The organism is Romboutsia sp. 1001713B170131_170501_G6, assembly GCF_015668195.1.
Lineage (GTDB): Bacteria > Bacillota > Clostridia > Peptostreptococcales > Peptostreptococcaceae > Romboutsia_C.
On the sequence record NZ_JADPFC010000001.1, the window covers coordinates 848,410 to 866,684 of the forward strand.

The following is an 18,275-nucleotide window of genomic DNA, read 5'->3' on the forward strand; positions in this document are numbered from 1 at the left end:
GATAGTATGGCTAATTTATATACAAAAACGGGTGATAAGGGAAGTACTAGTTTATTTGGTGGTAAAAGAGTATCAAAAAATGATTTAAAAGTAGAATGCTATGGAACAATAGATGAGGCTATATCAATGCTTGGAGTTGCATATTCTCAAAGTAAAAATGAAGATATAAAAAGTTATTTAAATAAAATACAAAGAAAATTATTTATAGTAGGTGCTGAACTTGCTAGTGATGAAAAAGGATTGTCTATGTTATCATATACAGTCAATGAAGAAGATATAAAAGAATTAGAACATATAGTAGATGAGTGTAGCAAATTAAATGGAAGACAAAAAAGTTTTATAATACCTGGGAAAAATAAACCTTCAGCATCTATTCATGTTGCAAGAACTATAATAAGAAGAGCAGAAAGAAATATAGTTACGTTAAAAGAAAATGATAGTATTAGAGATGAATTATTAAAATATGTAAATAGATTATCAGATACCTTATATGCATTAGCAAGATTAGAAGAAACTTATTGTAAGATAGATGATATTAAAAATAAGGTTATAGATAAGTTAGAAAAAATGGATAATGTAGAAAAACAAAGTGAAGAGAATATAGAGTTTAACTTAGAAAATATAATAAAGATGGCCAATTATGCTCAAAGAAAAGCAAAAGAATTAAATGTTCCTATAGTTTTTTCTGCAGTAGATAGCGGCGGTAATCTTATATTACTCAATAGAATGGAAAATTCATTACTTGGTAGTATAAATATAAGTATGAACAAAGCATATACTGCGAATGCCCTAAAAATGCCAACTCATAAACTAGGTGATCTTTGTAAAAGCGGAGAAGCACTTTATGGTATTCAAAATACTAATGACAATAAAATAGTTGTATTTGGTGGAGGATATCCAATATATAGCAATGAAAAAGTAGTTGGAGCCATAGGGGTAAGTGGTGGAAGTGTAGAAGAGGATATGGAGATAGCTTTATACTCAATACAAATGATGAAAATGAAAAGCAATTAAGCAAAAGGTAATGGGGGGATAATAGTGAGTACGTTAAATGTTGAAGAAATAGTAAAAAAGGTCATGAGTGAATTAAATAATGTAAATTCTTTAAAAGAGTGTGAGTATGGAATATTTGAAAATATGAACGATGCTATAGAAGCATCATTCATAGCCCAAAGAAAGTATTTAAATCATAGTCTAAGTGATAGAGATAAATACATAAAGTCTATAAAAAATGAATTCTATAAAGAAGAAAATTTAACAAAGATATGTAAAATGACAGTTGAAGAAACTGGTATGGGAAATTATAGCCACAAACTCTTAAAAAATAGATTAGTATTAGAGAAAACACCAGGTGTAGAAGATTTAAAAACAGATGCTTATACAGGTGACAATGGGCTTACTTTAGTAGAGCTTTCTCCATTTGGAGTAATAGGGTCTATAACACCTACAACAAATCCAACAGAAACTATTCTTTGTAATACTTTAGGAATGTTAGCAGCAGGAAATTCAGTAGTTTTTAGTCCTCACCCAAGAGCTAAAGAAGTGTCTTTATTTACTATAAAGCTTATAAATAAAGCATTAAAAGAAGCTGATGCCCCAGATAATTTAGTGGTAACAGTAAAAAATCCTACAATAGAAAATGCAAACATCATGATGAAACATGAAAAAGTTAAATTACTAGTGGCAACTGGAGGACCAGGTGTAGTTAGATCAGTATTATCTACTGGAAAAAAAGCCATAGGAGCAGGGGCAGGAAATCCACCAGCAGTAGTTGATGAAACTGCAGATATAGAAAAAGCTGCAAAAGATATAGTTAATGGATGTAGCTTTGATAATAATCTTCCATGTATAGCAGAAAAAGAAGTTATATCAGTAGATGAAATTACTGATTATTTAATATTTAATATGAAAAAAAATGGAGCTTATGAAATAAAAGATAAGGAAACCTTAAATAAATTACAAGACTTAGTTTTGTCTAAGGATTTAAAGTTAAATACTGAATGCGTTGGAAAGAGTGCAAAATATTTATTGGATAATATAGGAATAAAAGTTGAGGATGATATAAAGGTAATAATAATGGAAACAGATAAAAATCACCCATTTGTTATAGAAGAGTTAATGATGCCAATACTTCCAATAGTTAGAGTAAAGGATGTTGATGAAGCTATAGAACTTGCCATAGAAGTTGAACATGGAAATAGACATACAGCTATAATGCACTCTAAAAATATTGATAAACTAAGTAAGATGGCTAAATTAATTCAAACTACTATATTTGTTAAAAATGGACCATCATATTCTGGTATAGGTGTAGGTGGAGAAGGATATACAACATTTACAATAGCTGGACCAACAGGAGAAGGTTTAACAAGTGCTAAAACTTTTGCTAGAAAAAGAAGATGTGTACTTGTAGATGGATTTGATATCAGATAAGAGGTGAGACTATGGAAAAAGATTTAACAAGCATTATTAAAGATGCTGGTATAGTAGGTGCTGGTGGAGCTGGATTTCCAACTCATGTAAAATTAAATGCAAAGGCAGAGTATCTAATAATAAATGGTGCTGAATGTGAACCTCTTTTAAGAGTAGACCAACAACTTATGGCTAAAGAATCTAGAAAACTTTTAGATGTTATAGATTTAGTTAAAAAACATATTGGTGCTAAAGTTGCAATAATTGGATTAAAATCTAAGTATAAAAAAGCTATAGAAAATATAGAAAATATAATTAATGAGTATGAAAACATAAAAATACATAAAATGCCTAACTTTTATCCAGCAGGAGATGAACAGGTATTAGTGTATGAAACTACTAAAAAAATAATACCAGAAGGTTCAATTCCACTTAGTGTAGGAGCTGTGGTATTAAATGTGGAGACTTTATTAAACATATATGATGCTTATTATAATGATTTAAAAGTGATTAATAAATATGTAACTGTAACTGGAGATGTTAAAGAAAAAATAACAGTTAATGTTCCTATAGGTATATCCATAAAAGAAGTTATAGATTTAGCAGGAGGAAGTACTTTAAAGGAATTTGTTGTTATAAATGGTGGACCTATGATGGGTAAAATAGTTTCATTAGATGATGTAGTTACAAAAACAACTAAAGGTCTTATAGTATTACCTAAAGAGCATAGTCTAGTTAGATCTATAAATAAAAATATATCTCAAACATTAAAGGAAGCTAAAACTTCTTGTATGCATTGTAGTTTATGTAGTGAAGTATGCCCAAGAAATCTATTAGGTCATAATATAAACCCACATAAATTAATAAGAATAGCAAGTTATTCAAGTATCTGCGATACTAAATCTAGTTTAACAACAGCATTTTTATGTTGTGAATGTAGGCTATGTGAATATGCTTGTGTTATGAACCTGCAACCTTGGAAATTACATTCAAATCTAAAGAAGCAAATGTCGTTAAATAATATAAAAAATGATAATAATAATATACCAATAGATGTACACCCATTTAGAGAATATAAAAGATACCCAGTAAGTAAGTTAATATCTAAATTAGACCTTTCAAAATATGATGAAAATGCAGATATAATAAACACTGAAAAAGAATTTGATAAAGTAAAGATATTATTAAATCAGCATATAGGAGCAAGTGCAACACCTATTGTAAAAAAAGGAGATAAAGTTCTTAAAGGGCAACTAATTGCATTTACAAAAGAAGATAAGCTAGGAACATCAATTCATTCAAGCATAGAAGGCTTAGTAAAAGAAGTAAATGAGAAGTATGTATTAATAGAAAGATAAATTTTTATTAGGAGGAGTAATATGGATATATTTGCAATGGTAGCAGCTTTTGGGGGAGGAGCATTTGGAGCTTTGATCGGAGCATTACCAGCATTTATACTTACAGGGGTAATAGCAATAGCGGGTGCAGCTATAGGTATGGCAGGTGGAGCGGACTTAGTTATTGGAAATGTAGCTTTTGGTTCTTTTTTAGGACCTCATATAGCATTTGCAGGTGGGGTTGCAGCTGCAGCTTATGCAGCAAATAGAAGAAATGTAGGTACTTCTAAAGTAACATCCACTGGAGAAGAAATTTTAGGTAGTGATGAAGTAGAAAGTGGAACAGCAATAGATTTATCTTTAAATCTAACAGGAGACTATAAAGTTTTATTAGTTGGTGGAATATTTGGAGTATTAGGTTTTTTAGTAAATTATTTGTATGCATCAGTTCTGGTACTTCCAACAGATACTCCAGGGATGACAGTTTTTACATTGGGTGTAATATCGAGATTAGTTCTTGGAAATAGTGGATTATTTGGGAAATATGATAAAAATGAAAAAAGAAAATACTTCTCTACTGGAAAAATACTTGGATATAACATAGTATTAGGTGCATCACTAGGAATAGTAGTTTCTTATGTAGCAGCATCACTTTCTAATACTTTTGAAGTAGCTCCAGAGGTAATATCATTATTCCCAACACTATGTTTTGGAATAAGTGCACTTTCTTTAATATTTACACAAACAGGCTCAGCAACACCGGCAACACATCATATAACATTAATATCAGCACTTGCAGCTGTTGTTTCAGGAAATCCTATATTTGGAGTAATATTTGGAGTTATAAGTTGTTTAGTAGGAGACTTTGGAGCTAATACACTTAACAGTAATTGTGACTCTCATATAGATCCACCAGCATTTTCAATATTTATATGTACATTTATAATAAATTTCATATTTTAATTAGAACTAAATAATAATTTTAAAATTTTGTATATAATTTTACATATTTAAATTATAGATAAGTATAATTTTAATAAAAAATATTAGCAAACATTATAAGAAATTAGGGGGACACAATATGAAAAAATCAATTGGACTTGTGGAATTAAAAAGTATTCCTATAGGAATAGAGGTTGCAGATATCATGTTAAAAACAGCAAATGTCGAATTAGTGTTAGCCAATCCAATTTGTCCAGGAAAATATGTAATAATAGTAAGTGGAAATGTAGGTTCAGTAGAAAATGCTATAAAAGCAGGTAAAGATAGAGCAGGAATATTTTTAATTGAAAGTCATGTGATAAATAATATACATGAAGATGTAATACCAGCCTTAACTGGTACTGTAGAACCAGGAAATATTAAATCTATTGGATGTATAGAAACAATATCCGCATTAACAGCTATAAAAGCTGGAGATGTAGCTCTTAAATCATCTAATATTAAGTTAATAGAGATAAGACTTGCAAGAGGTCTTGGTGGAAAGGGATTTATAGTAATGTGTGGAGACATAGCATCTATAAATTCTGCTATAAAATCTTGTACAAATGAATTACAAGAAAGTGGGGAGATAACAAGTACATCTTCTATAGCATCTCCTCATAAAGATCTGATAAATAAATTAATGTAGAGTAAAAATAATTAAAAAAATCTAACTTAATTTTATATATAGAATTGAGTTAGATTTTTTTTGCACATTATTAGGTGTTTTATAGAAATATATTAAAATAATATATCTTCTATTAGCTAGATTTTTCTAGATATAATAAAAGATATAAAAAACTAACTATATATATTTCTAATATTAATTTATGATATAATATTTTTTTAATTAATATTATATCATAAATTAATATTAGAAAGGAATTTACAATATGCCATTTACATTTTCGCATCCTGCCATAGTACTTCCATTTAAAAATAAGTACCTTAACTTTAGTGGATTAATACTAGGCTCCATGGCACCTGATTTTATATACTTTGTACTATTTAGTCCAAGTAGTAATATAGGGCATGAATTTTTAGGATTTTTCTTTTTTAATCTCCCAATGTGCTTTTTAATAAACTATGTATTTTACAAATATATACAAAAAGTACTTATATTAAGTATGCCTAATTTTATATTAAATAAATATATGTACCTTACTAAATTAAAAAACACATTACCTAGTAAAAAAGAAAAACTAAAGTTTGCAATATCATGTTTGATAGGTATGATAACTCATGTATTTTGGGATAGTTTCACTCACATTAGTGGATTTTTTGTTAATAATATGGATTTTTTAAGAGGTAGTATTAATGTATTTAATATGTCTATTTCAATTTATAAAATAATCCAACATAGTAGTACAATAGTAGGATTTTTAGTTATATTTATATATCTTTATACTATTAAAGATAAAAACACTTTTTATCCAAAAATGAACAAATCTAAGCTATATTTAAGCCTTGTATTAGTATTTATAATTGCTATGATTATTTCTTTATGTATTTTTGTTAAAATAGGTGCTTTTATAGGTATTGGTAGATTGGTTGTAACATTTATCAATTCTTTATTTATATCTTATTTAATAACTGGTTTTTTATTAGATAAAAATATAATTTAATAAATATTTTTATATAGAAAAAAATAGTGCATAGATATCTATGCACTATATCGAAATATCTACAAACACCTACATCTTTATAAAAATAAGAACTAATTATTGCAAATTATATACCAAGTCCTTTATATATTCTTATAATATCTAGATTATGATGTAAAAAACATAGCTCATATCTATGTGCTTTATGTAAATTGTAAAAATAAAGTTAATATATGGTTTATTTTTACATTAATAATATAGACTAATATATATTGAAAAATAGTGTAAAATAACCATATAATAAATAGTTACCATAGAGAAGTTATTGTGCAAAATATCTAATAGGTAAAATGTAGATAAATATTATGAAAATTCATAATGAAACTAAAATTGCGTAAAAAGGTCAGAATTCAACATAGTATGATATAATTAAGAAAATTAAATAAAGGGAAGGTGAATCTTAATGAGCAACAAAAAATTATCTAAAGGTGCTTATGGGGGTATATCAGGAAAAGATTATGTTCCTTACATAACAGACAAATCGAAGACTGGTGCAAATATGGCAGTATTAATAATAGGTATTATATTAGCCATAATATTTGCAGCATCAACAGCATATTCAGGAATGAAGGCTGGTCTTACAGTCGCTGCTGGTATTCCAGGTTCCATTATAGGTTCAGCATTTATAGCCGCATTTGCAAGTGGAAAAGGTATTCTTGGTAAAAATATTGTACAAGGTATGGCAAGTGGTGGTGAATCAGTTGCAAGTGGTATGATTTTCGTTTTACCTGCAATTTTATTAATAGGTAGCCAAGTTACATTTTTAGAAGGATTTATAGTTGGAGTAGGTGGAGTTTTATTTGGTATTGGAATTGCATCACTTGTTTATAATTATTTAATAATTGAAGAACATGGTAAGCTTATGTACCCAGAATCAATGGCTATATCTGAAACATTAGTAGCTTCAGATGCTGGTGGAGATTCAATGAAGTATATGGGTATAGGATTTGGTATAAGTGGACTTATAACTATATTAACAAGTTCATTCTTAAATGTAGCCAATAACGTTATAAGCTTTATTGGAAATAAGTTTTATAAATGCAAATTTGAAGTAGAAGTTAATCCTCTTCTTCTAGGGATAGGGTTTATCGTAGGGCTTGAAGTTGCACTTACAATGTTTGCAGGTTCCCTATTATCTCATTTTGGTATTATGCCTTTAATAGGATACTTTACTGATATGGCAGGCGAAGGTGCTAAGGTATGGAATGACCCTACAATGGCAATAAATCAAATGGGTGTAAATGACATAGCTGGCAACTATGTAAAATACATAGGAGCTGGTATGATGCTTTGTGGAGGTATAATAGGTGCAGTTAAATTAATACCAACTATAATAGCATCTGTAAAAGAAACTATGAAAGCAAAATCATCAACATCTGTTGACGGTGAAGATGGTGGCGCATTACAAACTATTATGCTATTAGGTGGAGTTGTAGTAGCAGTTGTAGGAGCATTCTTTATATCAAATGGTATAGTAATGGCAATTATTGGTGTAGTAGTATCTTTATTATTAGCAGGGCTATTTGTTATAGTTGCTGGACGTTTAACAGGTACTATAGGTACATCAAATCTTCCTGTATCTGGTATGACAATAGCATCTTTAGTTATAGCAACATTAGTATTTGTTATAATGGGATGGACTGACCTAGCAGATAATAAATCACTATTATTATTTGGGACATTTATAGTTATTTCTATATCTATAGCTGGTGGATATAGCCAATCTCAAAAGGTAACATATATAATAGGTGGTAGCAAAAATGAAATGCAAAAATATTTTGCAATAGCTGGTATAGTAGGTGTAATAGTAGTTGTAGGAACTACGCTACTACTTGCAAACCAATTAGTAGTAACAGGAGATAATCCTCCATTTGCACTACCTCAAGCTAACTTAATATCAACATTAACATCAGGGATCATGTCTGGTCAATTACCTTGGGTTATGGTAATAGTTGGTGTAGTTATGGCTATAGTTTTATATTTCTTAAATCTACCTATAATGACAGTTGCTATAGGATTTTATTTACCGATTGCAACAACTTCTATAATATTAGTAGGAGCTTTAATACGTGTATTTGTTGAAAAAACTTCAAAAGGTGATAAAGAAAAAGAGGTTAAAGTTGCTAATGGTATAAGCTTATCCTCAGGACTTGTTGCTGGTGGTTCTATAATAGGTTTAGTTGGTATAATACTACAAGTAACAGGTGTTATAAAAGGTGCTGGTCCTAGTGGATTTGCAGCTTCAAATATGATGGCTATTATACTTCTTTTAGTGTTAGTTGTACTTACTACATGGCCAATTGTAAGCTCTAAGGTAAAAAATAATGAGAACTAATGAGGAAATTTTAAATATTGTATTTAAAATAAATGATAAAATAGATTATGAAGTAAATGAAGGTGTTGTAATAATACTTGAAAAACAAGATCATAAAATTCAACAGTTTTTTAGAAAATTAAAATTTAAAATTCCAATGTATAAAAAAATTGAGCTAGATGAATATGGAAGCTTTGTATTTTCTAACATTGATGGAAAAAAAACTGTAAAAGAAATTGGTAAAGAACTAGAATTAAAGTATGGAGAAAAATCACATCCTCTATATGAGAGATTACTTATTTTTTTAAATCATATAGATGTCAATTGCAACTACATTCAAAAAATTAATAATTAAAAAATATATTATAAAAATAGGATATCTTTTAGATATCCTATTTTTATATAAGATATAAAATTACTGATAACTTATAAGTATAAGATATTAAAAAATATGAAAATATCAGAAAATCCATCTACAAAATAGATGGATTTTTGTATGGACAAAAATGAATCAAATTGAGGAAAAATGATTATTTGAATTGAGAAAAGTTAGAAATTGAAACTTTTTAAAATTAAAAATTTTTGTATTGAAAAAAATTATACTTATATTATAATTATAAATGCGACAACTTATGACAAAACTTGGTGAAGAAAGGAATACAAATATGCAAGATAAGCAACTTCAAAAAAATCTTGGTGCAGCTGCAGCTTTATCAACAGTAGTTGGTATGGTTATAGGTGGGGGAGTATTTTTTAAGCCTCAAGCAGTGTATGAATTAACTGGTGGAGAACCAGGACTTGGAATGATAGCATGGGTAATAGCAGGTATCATGACAATAACAGCAGGTCTTACTGCAGCAGAGGTTTCAGCTGCTATACCAAAAACAGGCGGTATGATGGTATATATAGAAGAAATATACGGCGAAAAATTAGGGTTTCTAACAGGATGGATGCAATCAGTATTATTTTTCCCAGCAACAATAGCTGCAATATCAGTTATGTTTGGACAACAATCAGCAATACTTCTTGGGAATGAAAATTTAGTAATACCTATGACAGTTGGGGTAATATTATTAGTTGGTGGACTTAATACATTAGGTTCTAAGACTAGTGGTGCAATACAAACAATATCTACAGTGTGTAAATTAATACCTTTAGTACTTATAATGGTATTTGGATTTATAAGTGGATCAGGGAATAATTCAATAACTACTCCTTTAGTAGGAGAGGGAATAAGTGCAACTAGTGTAATAGGGCAATTATTAGTTGCTATACTATTTGCTTATGATGGATGGATAAATGTCGGTACTTTAGCAGGGGAAATGAAAGATCCGGGAAAAGATTTACCAAAGGCAATAATAGGTGGATTATCTTTAGTTATGGCGGTTTATGTAGTAATAAATTTAGCGTATCTTTGGGTACTTCCAGCAAGTGAGTTAGCTAAATATGCATCACCAGCATCGGCGGTTGCAACAGAAATATTTGGACCTATTGGTGGTAAAATAATAACTATGGGTATATTAATATCTGTATTTGGATGTATAAATGGATATCTACTTACAGGACCTAGAATAATATACACACTAGGACAACAAAAAACATTACCTGAATTTTTAGGTAAATTAAATAAATATGATGTACCAGCAAATGCAACTATGGTGATGGCTTCTTTATCAGCATTGTATGCATTATCTGGACAATTTAACTTACTAAGTGATTTATCAATGTTTGCTATCTGGTCATTTTATGTATTAACGTTTGTAGGAGTTATAAAAATGAGAAAAACTATGCCAAACCTACATAGACCATACAAAGTTCCGTTTTATCCGGTAATACCTTTAATAGCAATAGCTGGTGGATTATTTGTAGTAATAAACCAATTATTATTTGCAGGACCTAAAAATACAATGATGTCATTAGGAGGAGTTGTAGTAACTCTTATAGGTTTGCCTATATATAATTATATGATGAAGAAGAATCAAAAGGAAAAAGATATAAAAAGGGCAGCATAATAAATTACGAATAAAAACACACAAAAATAATAGAAAATTTAAAATATCCAAAGTAAAAAATAGAACTTTAGAAGTTCTATTTTTTTTGTCTAAATTATTGAAATTAACTTCAAGAAAATGTTTACAGAAAAAACAAAAAAACTAAGTTTTTTTCAAAAAGATTTTTTATTGAAAAAAATAATTACAAGATTAAATAGATTATCTTTGTAAAGAAAAAAATTCATATTTAAATTTAAGTATACAAAGTTAATTTGGCTAAATAGCTGAAATATAAAAAATAACAGAAAATTTATATAATAAATAAAAATATAAAAATTAAAATGAACTTAAAATATTTTTCTAAAAATACATAATTTAGAAAAACGTTGTCGAAAAAAATAAAAAAATGTATTGAAAGTATTTCAAAAAATATTATAATGAAATTATAGAAAGCTTAATAAATAAGGAGGCATATATGGAAAATAAAGAACTTCAAAAAAGTTTAGGAATGTCTGCAGCTTTATCAACAGTTGTTGGTATGGTTATAGGTGCAGGGGTGTTCTTTAAGCCGCAAGCTGTTTATCAAACAACAGGTGGAGAACCAGGACTTGGAATGATAGCATGGGTAATAGCAGGTATCATAACTATAACAGCGGGGTTAACGGCAGCCGAAGTATCAGCAGCTATACCAAAAACTGGTGGTATGATGGTATACATTGAAGAGATATATGGTAAGAAACTAGGTTTTTTAACAGGGTGGATGCAAACGGTATTATTCTTCCCAGCAACAATAGCAGCACTAGGAGTTATATTTGCACAACAAGCAGTTTCATTAATAGGAAATGAGTCTTTAACTCTTCCTATAGCAGTAGGTATTATATTATTTGTTGCAGCGTTAAATACATTAGGATCAAAAGCAGGAGGAGCTATACAAACAATTGCTACTATATGTAAGTTAATACCTTTAGCACTTATAATGGTATTTGGATTTATAAAAGGAAGTGGAACAAATCCAATAATAACTCCACTAGTAGGAGATGGAATAAGCCCAGCCGGAGTTATAGGTCAATTACTAATAGCAGTATTATTTGCTTATGATGGATGGATAAATGTTGGTGCTTTAGCTGGAGAAATGAAAAATCCAGGTAAGGATTTACCAAGAGCGATAGTTGGTGGACTTGCAGTAGTTATGGGAGTTTATGTAATTATAAATTTAGCATATCTTTGGGTACTTCCAGCAAGTGAATTAGCTAACTACTCAGCACCAGCAGCAGCAGTTGCAGAGGCTATGTTTGGACCAATGGGTGGTAAATTAATAACAATAGGTATATTAATATCAGTATTTGGTACACTTAACGGATACTTATTAACGGGACCAAGAGTTATGTATACTTTAGCAGAACAAAAAACTTTACCAGGATATAAAACTTTAACTAAATTAAATAAATCTCAAGCGCCAGCTAATTCAATAATAGCAATGGCAACATTATCAGCTATATATGCATTATCAGGACAGTTCAACTTATTAACAGATTTATCAATATTTGCTATATGGATATTCTATGTACTAACATTTATAGGTGTTATAAAACTTAGAAAAGACCAACCAGATTTAGTTAGACCATACAGAGTTCCATTATATCCATTTATACCGGCTATAGCTATATTAAGTGGATTATTCGTTGTAATAAACCAATTATGTTTTGCTGGTTTACAAACAACAATGATATCTTTAGGAGGTATAATAATAACTCTTATAGGATTACCAATTTATAATTATATGCAAAATAAAACTAATTAGTAAAAAAGTACAAGCGTATTGCTTGTACTTTTTTTTATACAAGGATTTTATATTTAGTATAAAAATGGAAGATGCTTATTGACGTATTTATAAACTGTAGTAAATTTTTGTTTTTATTACGCAAAAATTTACAGAATAAGTTTCACCTTTTAGTGATATAAAAAAGGTTTTTTACCAATACTAAGATTATAAAAACATCTAAAACGTATAAACTTATACAGATATGTTCCTTAAAAGGCATAAATTGACAATAACTATAAAGGAGGAACTCATATGAAGAATGTAAGATTAAAACTAGTAATAAGTGCAGGACTTTTAACATTTGCTATGATGCCAAATAATATTAACGCTTTAGAAGATATAGATAAATATAATTGTTTACCTATATATTATGACGTAAATGAAACTAATAATATAAATAATAAAATCGCTTATATAACGATAGATGATGGTCCAAGCAAGTACACAAAAGATATACTACAAATTCTTAAAAAACATAATGCACATGCAACGTTTTTTATGATAGATATGAATATGAAAGTAAATAAGGATGCTGTGATAGAGATTGTTGAAAGTGGAAATAGTGCAGGATTTCATAGTGTTTCGCATGATGTAAATAAACTCTATGAAAATTATGACTCAGCTAAAAGGGAATTTGACAAAAATAAGGAAACTTTTTATGAAATAACTGGAAAAACATCAAATATAATAAGACTTCCTTATGGGAGTAAACCATATACGCCAGCCAAGTCATATGAAAATTTAGTTGATGCAGGGTATAAGCTTTGGGATTGGAATATAGATACTCAAGATTGGAAAAATGATTCTAAAAAAATAATAGAAATCGTAAAAGAACAGGTTAAAAATAAAGAAGAAGTAGTAATACTTATGCACGAAAAAAAACAAACAGTACAAGCATTAGATGAAGTACTTACTTATTTAAATGAAGAAGGATATGAAATACTTCCTATAAATGAAAAACAAATACCAAAGAATTTTTGGAATATTAATACTAGATAAATAGCTATCAAAATGATAGCTATTTTGTTTACTTAAAATTTTTACTAGACAAAATAATACAAAAAATAATAAAATAGGACATGGTTAAAATAGTTATATTATTTAAATAATATAGAAAGGATTAAATTTATGGATGACAAAAAAATAGTGGAAGATCCAAGGTATAAACAGTGCAATAAAGAAGCTATAATAGGACTTATTCTTGGAATTTTAAATCTTATATGGTGGTTTGGATTTGGATATGGACTGTCAAATAGACCAGTTAAAGAGTATACATATATACTAGGTTTTCCTGCATGGTTTTTTATGAGCTGTATAGTAGGAGGAATTCTTTTTTCTGCACTTACAGTTATTACAATAAATAAGTTCTTTAAAGATATGCCACTTGATGGCTTAAGCAAAGAAGAAGTAGAGAAGTATAAAAAGGAGTTTAAGTAATGGAAAATGTAAATTACAAAGTATTAATTCCTATAGTTATATACTTTATAGCTATATTTGGAGTAGGTTTTTACTCTATGAAGTTTGTAAATAGAGCAAGAAATTCAAATAAAGATAATTCTTTTATGGATGAATACATGACTGGCGGAAGAGATTTAGGTGGATTTGTACTTGCTATGACACTAGTTACTACATATTTAAGTGCAGGAAGTTTTATAGGTGGACCTGGAACTGCTTACAAAGAAGGACTAGGATGGGTATTTTTAGCGATGGCACAAATGCCAACAGGATATTTTACATTAGCTGTACTTGGCAAAAAGTTTGCTATAATATCTAGGAAAATAAATGCAGTAACTATAACAGATTTTTTAAGAGCGAGATATAAATCAGATATAGTAGTTATAATTACGTCGATATCGATAGTTATATTTTTTATAGCAGCGATGGCAGCACAGTGGGTAGGAGCGGCTAGACTTTTACAAGGTTCAGTAGGTCTTGATTACAACATTGCATTAACTGCATTTGGAATAACAGTTATAGTTCACACTGTAATAGGTGGATTTAGAGCGGTTACATTATCAGATACAATTCAAGGTGTAATAATGACTATAGCAACTATAGCTATATTTATAGGTACTATAATTGCAGGTGGTGGAATAAGTAATATAATTCAAAACATGGCTGCTATTAATGAGGGAATGATAACTCCATTTGGAGTAACACCAGGAAATATGACTATAGCTTGGGTAACATCATTTTGGATATTAGTGGGATTTGCAGTGGTAGGCATTCCATCAGTATCTCAAAGAGCTATGAGTTATAAAGATACTAAGAGTTTACATGATGGTATAAAATATGGAACGATAGTATCTATGATATTACTTCTTGGGATGCACTTAGTAGGGGCATTTGGTTCAACATTAGTTATAGGTATAGAATCTGGAGATTTAGTTGTACCAACATTAACAACCAAGCTATTTCCATCAGTAATAGCAGGAATCTTACTTGCAGGACCATTAGCATCTATAATGTCAACAGTAGACTCACAGTTATTAGTAGCATCAGGTTCTATAGTTAATGATTTAATTTCAAATTATATAAATCCTAGTTTAAAGACTAATTCTAATTTAAGCGGAAAGATAAGTATATTATGTACCGCACTTCTTGGTATTATAATATATTTAGTAGCTTTTAACCCACCAGAATTAATAGTTTGGTTAAATCTATATGCTAATGCAGGAATAATTTCTACATTTTTATGGCCAATAATACTTGGTCTTTATTGGAAAAGAGCGAACTCATCTGGCGCTATATCATCTATTATAGTAGGTATAGGATCATATATATTATTTAGTCAAATATGGAGTAGGCCATTTGGGATGCATACTATAGTACTTCCCTTAGTATTATCATTAATAACTTTTATAATAATATCTAAAAATACAAAAGCACCAGATGAAGATGTTTTAGAAACTTTCTGGGGTATATATTACAGATGATAAGAAAAAAGAGATACCTAAAATAAATGTATCTCTTTTTTATCTAATAATATAAAATTTTACTTAACATATACAGAGGATACATATCCATAAGCATTGCCAAATTTTATTTTGTGCCAATCATGCTTAGTGTCTATTATCTTAACTTTATCTCCTTTTTGCAAATATCCAATAGGTGCAAATAAAGTACCTCTTTCAGCTCTAACCTTAACATTGTTATTTAGTACAGTTTTTATATTGGACGAACTTCCTTTAATGTTAAAAAATTCTTTAACGCTATTAACTATACCATTAGCTATTTTTTCTTGATAGGCTTTTGTAGACAGTTTGAATCCTTCATTATTATTTGATATAAAGCCACATTCGATAAGAATAGATGGTTTATTGTTATCTCTTAAAACTTGCAAGTTACCTTTTCTAACACCTCTATCATTAGCTTTAGTAGAATTTAATAAATTAGATTGAACAATATTAGCAAGACCTTTATTGATTTTATCATAGTAATAAGTTTCTATTCCATTTGCACTTTTATTTTCTGATGAATTTTGGTGGATTGATATAAATAAATCAGAATTAGATGAGTTTGATTTTTTAGTTCTTTCAGATAAAGATACATATTCATCTTTATTCCTAGTTGTCTCAACGTATATGCCTTCTTCTCTTAGTAGCTTTTCTACTTTTTCAGATATTTTAAGGTTTATATTATCTTCTATTCTAGTACCATAACTTGAACCATTATCTTTGCCTCCATGACCTGCATCTATAAATACTTTGTAACTTTGGGCATTTGATATAGTCGAAGTTGACATAAATGATAAAGATAATAACAACGCTATTATATGTTTTTTCATATGTTTAATACTCAAAAGTGTTCCTCCTTAGATGTCTAAAATTAAATTCAACTTTAATTATACTAGTTTTTATAAATTTTTCAACCTAATGCAATTTCTTGACAACACAAACAAAGTAGAATTTTTAAAAAACTGTAAGAATATAATGTATCGTATATAAATTCTACCAATAAAATATTTATAACTCGTATCCTTTTACAAGTAGTATATTTAATTATGGACAATAAAAGCAATGAACATGAAAAAAATAAACAAAGCAAAAATTTGATTGATAAATCTTCTAAAAGTAAATCAAATAAAGAAAATCAAAGCCTTGGATTAGATAGATTTTCTTATGCAGACTTTGTTTTGTTATCTTCGACACTAGCATATGCAATAGTAGAGGAGCTAAATGAAGCAGACTTAAGCTTATTAATATCTTTTATAAATATGTTAAATGGAGATTTAGTTATGCTAAGAACGCAAGAAGCTATAAGATCAGCCAGAGAAGCAGAATTAAGCCAGCTTCAGGAGGAAGAAGTATTAGAAGAGACAGACACATTATCTGATACTATAGGAGAGACTATTGATGATACAGTGATATCGGATTTAATTAGAAAAACCAAAAACAAGAAATATAAAAAGAAAAAGATTAAAAGAAGAAAGTGATCAATGGCTGTATTGCATATTGGTTACTTTTTATTTACAAATAATAAATTAATACTAGGTAAATTTATACAAAAATATATTATTAATAAAAATGGTTTGATATAATAATTATTAGAAAAAGGATAAAAGGAAGTGAAATAATATATGAGGTGTACAAATTTTTACTTTAAGGGAAATGATAATTTAGATATACATGTGTATAAGTATGAAGATGAAGTCAATAAGCCAAAAGGTATAATTCAAATAGCACACGGTATGAATGAAACGGCTAGTAGGTATGAGTATTTCGCAAAATATTTAACAAAAAACGGTTATATAGTTTATATAAACGATCATAGAGGGCATGGTAAAACTGCTAAGAAAATTGAAAATGTTGGATATTTAGCAAAAGAAAATGGCTTTTATCATTTGGTTGAAGATATGAACATATTAACAAATATTATAAAAAATGAAAACGGAGAACTTCCTATATATTTATTTGGGCATAGCATGGGGTCCTTTGCTAGCCAAAGCTATATTATGAAATATTCACACAATATAGATGGAGTGATATTATCAGGTTCAAATGGAGACCATGGGTTTATATTAAACTTAGCAGAGATAATAATAAATAGAGAAATAAAAAAATATGGACGATTACATAGAAGTAAATTTATAGATAGCTTAATATTTGGTGGAAATAATAAAAAGTTTAAAAATACTAAAACAGAATTTGATTGGTTAAGTAGAGATGAAGAGGAGGTTAAAAAATATATAGATAATCCATTTTGTGGGTTAATATTTACTTGTGGTTTTTTCTATGATTTCATACAAGGATTAAAAGAAATAGAAGATAAACATAACTTGGCTAAAATTCCTCTCGATTTGCCTATATATATATTATCTGGAGATAAAGATCCAATAGGAAAGTTTGGAAAAGGTGTTTTAAATTTAAGAGATAAATACATAAATTTAGGAGTACAAGATGTAAGTTGTAAATTATATGAAGGTGGAAGGCATGAAATGTTAAATGAAATTAATAAAGATGACGTTATAAAAGATATATTAGATTGGATTAACAACAAATTAGTACAAAAAACTACATAATTATGTAGTTTTTATTTTTATTTTTTAAAAATAATTATTTTAGATAATTGATTTTAAAAAATAAAGTATAAAGAAGATATAAGTAAGAATTTATAAAAGTAAGAAAACTAATTAAAATTAAGTTTTGTACGCTAAAATTATATTAATACTTACAAAAATATAGTAGAAAGCTTAAAAAACTTTAAAATATATTGAAAGTTATATTGACAATAGAATGTTAATAATATATCATA

At 28.5% G+C, this 18,275-nt stretch carries 16 protein-coding genes; 15 read left to right on the forward strand and 1 reads right to left on the reverse strand.

Annotated features, from left to right (window positions below; translation table 11 throughout):
* Positions 1-6: 6 nt before the first annotated feature.
* The 13 genes from I4U89_RS04190 (at position 7) to panF (ending at position 15,457) form a co-directional block, all read left to right on the forward strand.
* Positions 7-1,014, forward strand: a complete 1,008-nt coding sequence (locus I4U89_RS04190) for a cob(I)yrinic acid a,c-diamide adenosyltransferase (protein WP_195938617.1) — start codon at positions 7-9, stop codon at positions 1,012-1,014.
* A 24-nt stretch (positions 1,015-1,038) separates the two neighbouring features.
* A complete protein-coding gene (locus I4U89_RS04195; RefSeq protein WP_330615521.1) occupies positions 1,039-2,433 on the forward strand; it encodes an aldehyde dehydrogenase family protein in 1,395 nt (464 codons plus the stop codon).
* An 11-nt stretch (positions 2,434-2,444) separates the two neighbouring features.
* Positions 2,445-3,770, forward strand: a complete 1,326-nt coding sequence (locus I4U89_RS04200) for a 4Fe-4S dicluster domain-containing protein (protein WP_195938619.1) — start codon at positions 2,445-2,447, stop codon at positions 3,768-3,770.
* A 21-nt stretch (positions 3,771-3,791) separates the two neighbouring features.
* On the forward strand, positions 3,792-4,712 hold the full coding sequence (locus I4U89_RS04205) for a hypothetical protein (RefSeq protein WP_195938621.1): 921 nt from the start codon (positions 3,792-3,794) through the stop codon (positions 4,710-4,712).
* A gap of 118 nt (positions 4,713-4,830) precedes the next feature.
* Complete coding sequence (locus I4U89_RS04210; RefSeq protein WP_195938623.1) at positions 4,831-5,379, forward strand: BMC domain-containing protein; 549 nt, start codon at positions 4,831-4,833, stop codon at positions 5,377-5,379.
* A 244-nt stretch (positions 5,380-5,623) separates the two neighbouring features.
* Positions 5,624-6,355 (forward strand): DUF4184 family protein, encoded by a 732-nt coding sequence (locus tag I4U89_RS04215; protein WP_195938625.1) that lies wholly within the window; start codon positions 5,624-5,626, stop codon positions 6,353-6,355.
* 442 nt (positions 6,356-6,797) lie between these two features.
* Positions 6,798-8,729 (forward strand): OPT family oligopeptide transporter, encoded by a 1,932-nt coding sequence (locus I4U89_RS04220; RefSeq protein WP_195938627.1) that lies wholly within the window; start codon positions 6,798-6,800, stop codon positions 8,727-8,729.
* On the forward strand, positions 8,719-9,063 hold the full coding sequence (locus I4U89_RS04225) for a PqqD family protein (RefSeq protein ID WP_195938629.1): 345 nt from the start codon (positions 8,719-8,721) through the stop codon (positions 9,061-9,063). Before I4U89_RS04220 ends, I4U89_RS04225 begins: the two co-directional genes overlap by 11 nt.
* 310 nt (positions 9,064-9,373) lie before the next feature.
* Complete coding sequence (locus I4U89_RS04230; protein ID WP_092927479.1) at positions 9,374-10,720, forward strand: APC family permease; 1,347 nt, start codon at positions 9,374-9,376, stop codon at positions 10,718-10,720.
* 454 nt (positions 10,721-11,174) lie between these two features.
* Positions 11,175-12,500, forward strand: coding sequence for an APC family permease (locus tag I4U89_RS04235; protein ID WP_195938631.1), 1,326 nt, complete (start codon positions 11,175-11,177; stop codon positions 12,498-12,500).
* A gap of 273 nt (positions 12,501-12,773) precedes the next feature.
* Positions 12,774-13,520, forward strand: coding sequence for a polysaccharide deacetylase family protein (locus I4U89_RS04240; RefSeq protein ID WP_195938633.1), 747 nt, complete (start codon positions 12,774-12,776; stop codon positions 13,518-13,520).
* A 129-nt stretch (positions 13,521-13,649) separates the two neighbouring features.
* Positions 13,650-13,958 (forward strand): YhdT family protein, encoded by a 309-nt coding sequence (locus tag I4U89_RS04245; protein WP_195938635.1) that lies wholly within the window; start codon positions 13,650-13,652, stop codon positions 13,956-13,958.
* Positions 13,958-15,457: a sodium/pantothenate symporter gene (gene panF, locus I4U89_RS04250; RefSeq protein ID WP_195938636.1), complete on the forward strand. Its 1,500-nt coding sequence runs from the start codon at positions 13,958-13,960 to the stop codon at positions 15,455-15,457. The genes I4U89_RS04245 and panF overlap by 1 nt, the downstream gene beginning before the upstream one ends.
* Before the next feature lie 59 nt (positions 15,458-15,516).
* On the opposite strand, the gene I4U89_RS04255 is transcribed toward panF, so the two are convergent.
* Complete coding sequence (locus I4U89_RS04255; RefSeq protein WP_195938638.1) at positions 15,517-16,323, reverse strand: N-acetylmuramoyl-L-alanine amidase; 807 nt, start codon at positions 16,321-16,323, stop codon at positions 15,517-15,519.
* Between the two features lie 201 nt (positions 16,324-16,524).
* On the opposite strand from I4U89_RS04255, the gene I4U89_RS04260 reads away from it, so the two are divergent.
* Entirely contained in the window at positions 16,525-16,956 is a 432-nt protein-coding gene (locus I4U89_RS04260) for a hypothetical protein (protein WP_195938640.1), read from the forward strand.
* 144 nt (positions 16,957-17,100) lie between these two features.
* Complete coding sequence (locus I4U89_RS04265; protein WP_195938641.1) at positions 17,101-18,042, forward strand: alpha/beta hydrolase; 942 nt, start codon at positions 17,101-17,103, stop codon at positions 18,040-18,042.
* The last annotated feature ends 233 nt before the right edge of the window (positions 18,043-18,275 follow it).

Excerpts from the sequence above, each read along its gene's own strand:
- I4U89_RS04190 (WP_195938617.1), top strand. The coding sequence starts at position 7 with ATGGCTAATTTATATACAAAAACGGGTGATAAGGGAAGTACTAGTTTA.
- I4U89_RS04200 (WP_195938619.1), top strand. The coding sequence starts at position 2,445 with ATGGAAAAAGATTTAACAAGCATTATTAAAGATGCTGGTATAGTAGGT.
- I4U89_RS04205 (WP_195938621.1), top strand. The coding sequence starts at position 3,792 with ATGGATATATTTGCAATGGTAGCAGCTTTTGGGGGAGGAGCATTTGGA.
- I4U89_RS04210 (WP_195938623.1), top strand. The coding sequence starts at position 4,831 with ATGAAAAAATCAATTGGACTTGTGGAATTAAAAAGTATTCCTATAGGA.
- I4U89_RS04215 (WP_195938625.1), top strand. The coding sequence starts at position 5,624 with ATGCCATTTACATTTTCGCATCCTGCCATAGTACTTCCATTTAAAAAT.
- I4U89_RS04220 (WP_195938627.1), top strand. The coding sequence starts at position 6,798 with ATGAGCAACAAAAAATTATCTAAAGGTGCTTATGGGGGTATATCAGGA.
- I4U89_RS04225 (WP_195938629.1), top strand. The coding sequence starts at position 8,719 with ATGAGAACTAATGAGGAAATTTTAAATATTGTATTTAAAATAAATGAT.
- I4U89_RS04230 (WP_092927479.1), top strand. The coding sequence starts at position 9,374 with ATGCAAGATAAGCAACTTCAAAAAAATCTTGGTGCAGCTGCAGCTTTA.
- I4U89_RS04235 (WP_195938631.1), top strand. The coding sequence starts at position 11,175 with ATGGAAAATAAAGAACTTCAAAAAAGTTTAGGAATGTCTGCAGCTTTA.
- I4U89_RS04240 (WP_195938633.1), top strand. The coding sequence starts at position 12,774 with ATGAAGAATGTAAGATTAAAACTAGTAATAAGTGCAGGACTTTTAACA.
- I4U89_RS04245 (WP_195938635.1), top strand. The coding sequence starts at position 13,650 with ATGGATGACAAAAAAATAGTGGAAGATCCAAGGTATAAACAGTGCAAT.
- panF (WP_195938636.1), top strand. The coding sequence starts at position 13,958 with ATGGAAAATGTAAATTACAAAGTATTAATTCCTATAGTTATATACTTT.
- I4U89_RS04260 (WP_195938640.1), top strand. The coding sequence starts at position 16,525 with ATGGACAATAAAAGCAATGAACATGAAAAAAATAAACAAAGCAAAAAT.
- I4U89_RS04265 (WP_195938641.1), top strand. The coding sequence starts at position 17,101 with ATGAGGTGTACAAATTTTTACTTTAAGGGAAATGATAATTTAGATATA.